Genomic DNA, 3,760 nt, shown 5'->3' with positions numbered 1-3,760 from the left:
AGTTCCAGAATATAAAGGTGCTTCTCAACGGCATAATGACAAGCATTCTTAAAGTATGTTTGTTACCAACTTCTCTTGAGATTTTGCTCAATCCAATTAGCAATTAGTTTGAGAACAGTTGGTGAAAACGTTTCCTCTATTTCTTCGTATTCACTTGGTGAGCCTGTTCGAGCAGTTTGAAATAAATGGTTAAGTCCAGCAAGCTCCAACGTTTTGAAATTCTGATTTCCTGACTGCCTTAAGGCTTGTCCAATGGCTGTCAAATTAAGTTGAGAAGTGATCTGAACATCCTTAGCTCCATTCAGAGCAAGCACTGGACATTTTACCTTGGCTAAAGTCGGAGCAGGGTCGTAGCTCACAAAAAATCGCATCCACGGAGATGTCAGGCGATGCATTCTATTCCGTATCTCTTCCTCTGATACCGTAGGGTCAATTGTCTTCGCGGTTACAACCAGGCGATTCGTGAGAGCATCCCTAGACTCGTTGCTAGTTCTGATCATCGGCAGAATTGTTTCCATTAGCTGGCGCTGTGTTTCTATTGTTTGAGAGGCGGCTCCATTTGCTTTTGCAGCGGCGATTTGCTGTTCTAGCAGGATGCGATCGCCGGGAACCCCAGTGCCAGCCAGTAGAATAATGAACGCAACATCATTCTCTGGTTTTGCCGCCACCATTGGGGCGATGATCCCTCCTTCGCTGTGACCAATGAGCCCAATTCCTTTAGATGCGACTTCAGCACGAGTTTTCAGAAAGGCGATCCCCGCTTCAACATCTGTTGCAAAATCCACTGTTGTTGCATTCTCAACATCGCCTGTCGATTTGCCAACACTCCGATCGTCAACCCGTAAACTAGCAATACCTCGGCGAGCTAGATAATCAGCAATTACCGCAAACGGACGGTGATTGAAAATGGTCTCATCCCGATCTTGCAACCCGGATCCTGTGATCAACAAGACCGTCGGAAACGGCGGTTGCCCTGCTGGAATCACAAACGTCCCACCTAAACGAACACCTTGAGCTTTTGAGTTTTTGTAACTAACTTCAACACTTTGGTAAGGAAAAGGGGGTTGAGGGTCTTGAGGACGAGTTTTAGCAAATGCGGCCATACCAATCGTAAAAAGCATCGTGAGCGTGAAGGTAGTTATCCAAGTCCACTTCATAACATGACGAGTTCTTGCTGTGTGAGTAGGCATCGCTTTTTGAAAAAATAATTGAACGACGAGAATCAGGTTTGAATCGGCAAGGTAAACCAAAACGTTGCACCTTGATCTGGACTACTAATCACTCCAATTTCGCCGCCATGTGCTGCGATAATTTGCCGACACATATAGAGCCCTAATCCCAGGCTGAGCGATCGTCGTTGATCACGTCCGCGGCTGTAGAGATCAAACAAGTGCTTGCTTTGCTGCAGCGTCATACCAACTCCGTTATCTGTCACAATGCAATGCAGCCAGTGTAGTGGTGAGTGCTGTAGCCTGCTTGCGCTCTGCCTATTTCCCCATTTTCCTAATTTTTCACTGTCAACAACCTCTGCCGCAAACGTTAACTGCAAGCTGGGGCGGTTATACTTCAATGCATTAGAAATTAGATTTTCATACACCCGTCGAAGTTGCAGTGAATCGGCATTGATAGGCGGTAGATTGGGTGAAATGGTTTGATAGACAGATGTTTTTAGCTGTTGAAAGAAGGGTTGAAAATCATTGACGGTAGTATTCACTAACTCGGCAAGTTGGATAGGCTGACGATGCAGAGCAAGACCCTGTACTTCTGTCGCATGGGCTTCTAGAAGCGAGTTAATCAATTCAACCTGGCGATCGCCACTTGCAACTAGTTGCACTAACAGCTCCTGGGGAATAGCAGATGATTCACCCGATGGTTTCACAAAACTCTTTAGCGTCATCGTCATTCCCAGGATAGGATTGCGTAAATCATGAGAAACCGCATGAATGAACACTCGTAACTGTTGTCGTAACTCTAGTTCCCGCTTGCACGATCGCTCATACAAAAACACTCCTGTATTAGCAACCGCACAAATAAAAATGGTGTACACTCCGAACAACAGATAGACAGCCGGAACAACCACATTGGGATCACGCCAACCAAAGGAAAATGCTGTGACGAAGTAGCCGATTGCTACAACTTGTGACAGAAGATGCAACTGCCAATAAACAGGAACTAGAATGGCTTGAATTGCAAAGTAAATTAACCAAATTTCGCTATCAAAGCTAACCTCTCCCCGAAATGCTGCGACCACTTGCATCGGCAGAAGCACCAGCGCATTAAACAGTAGAAAGACTCGTTCAGGACTTTTTCGAATCCATCGTGATCGTGTGATCAATACACCAACAAAGACACTCAGGATTTGGCTGATGGTATTAGCCAGGTAGGCTCTTAGGCGATCGGCACTAAATGCAACCTTTGGATCTCCAGATGCATTTAGGCTGGGAATGGTGACAGTGAGATGTAACATCGTCACTAGGATGAGAATGATCAAGACAACCCAGGCAAGTAGCTGCAGCCGCCCCGGTAAAAATTGCTGTCGCCATGCCAAAAACTCAGATGAGGTAGAAATAGGTTTGACTGTAGAAATCCATCGTTTGAGTGTACGCATAACCAAGTCTTTCATCTCTATCTTTCTATCTCTATATCTAAGGAGTAAAGCGAGAATAGGCACGAGATCTTTAACTGAAGCTATAACCTGACCTGTTTCATCGCGTAGGAATGCCACAGTCTTTTTGGAATTAGCTAATCTCGTAGGCTCGACAGCAATTTTTGAGCCACCTAAGCTTGATCAAATAGGGCGATCGCAATATCTCCAGAACACCCACCGGCTTGTAACCCGAAGTACCCAACGAATGAACTGAGAGAGAAGACTCAAAGGCAGTTTCAGACAAGATGCACTTGGTCAGTTGAGTCAGCTTCGGTGTAAGAGCTGTGAGCGTCTTCATAGGTTCACCTCCAATGTGAATCTAGAATTAGCTTCACGGATTGAAGGGAACTGATGCCTCCTACGATCGCAGGGATTCCTTTATCGATCGATTCACCCGATCGGATGAGCCGATCAACTGAGACAAATCAGAGGAGGTCATGTTAGGAGTAAAATTCTAAACTTCACTCATGAACGTAACTTGAACAAAGTGTTCGCATCCACTGATAACATTGCAATGAGAACTCAAATGACAACCCAGAAACAACTTTGTGACACTACTTCCATGGCAATTACCAAAGCGTTCTTTGCTCAAGCCCGTAACATGGCTCAAACAATGCCCGAAAAGATTGCTACTGATGGGCCCGCTGTACACTAAAGCGATCGCAGGAACCTTAGGTGCAGACATTGAGCATGCAGTGAGAAGCTATTTAGAAAATCCGATTGAACAGAGTTGTCAAAAAATTAAACAGCGTTACTATACAACTCTAGGTTTAGACTGTTTGGAAGTAAGGGATGATTTTGCCAAGCATTTGATGAAGTGCAGAAATTTGCAACTGAGAACAAGAATGGCAGGGTTTGTGTCCCTATTTCTGGCAATTTCGAGGTAACGTTCTATCATCAAAACTCGATGAACCACCGTATTCCCATTGTAGGCATTTTATGAACGTTCTTAAATCAGCTGAAAGAATTGACCGACTGGATGATGTTTTAAGGCAGGCGATCATTGATACTGAAGCAATCGAAATACAGATTGAAGCGAGAACAAAAGTCTTTCTAGCTTGATGTTTTTGTGTGTCTTAGTTTAAACAATTTGTACTAATTAGGGAGCAAAGG

3 protein-coding genes are annotated in these 3,760 nt (G+C 44.6%); all 3 read right to left on the bottom strand.

Annotated elements, in window-relative coordinates:
- Nucleotides 1–62: 62 nt before the first annotated feature.
- The 3 genes from H6F80_RS27595 to H6F80_RS27585 are packed head-to-tail and all read right to left on the bottom strand — an operon-like array spanning nucleotide 63 to nucleotide 2,945.
- The gene (locus H6F80_RS27595) at nucleotides 63–1,250 is read right to left on the bottom strand and encodes an alpha/beta hydrolase family protein (RefSeq protein ID WP_190794724.1); all 1,188 of its coding nucleotides are present in this window, start codon (nucleotides 1,248–1,250) and stop codon (nucleotides 63–65) included.
- On the bottom strand, nucleotides 1,223–2,725 hold the full coding sequence (locus H6F80_RS30990) for an ATP-binding protein (RefSeq protein ID WP_190794723.1): 1,503 nt from the start codon (nucleotides 2,723–2,725) through the stop codon (nucleotides 1,223–1,225). The genes H6F80_RS27595 and H6F80_RS30990 overlap by 28 nt, the downstream gene beginning before the upstream one ends.
- A gap of 13 nt (nucleotides 2,726–2,738) precedes the next feature.
- Nucleotides 2,739–2,945, bottom strand: a complete 207-nt coding sequence (locus tag H6F80_RS27585; RefSeq protein ID WP_190794722.1) for a hypothetical protein — start codon at nucleotides 2,943–2,945, stop codon at nucleotides 2,739–2,741.
- Between the last annotated feature and the right edge of the window lie 815 nt (nucleotides 2,946–3,760).

The organism is Leptolyngbya sp. FACHB-711, assembly GCF_014695615.1.
GTDB lineage: Bacteria > Cyanobacteriota > Cyanobacteriia > Elainellales > Elainellaceae > Leptolyngbya_A.
This window is presented reverse-complemented; position numbering and strand designations above follow the sequence as displayed.

Coding starts and splice junctions, on each gene's coding strand:
- H6F80_RS27585 (WP_190794722.1), bottom strand. CDS start 2,945: ATGAAGACGCTCACAGCTCTTACACCGAAGCTGACTCAACTGACCAAG.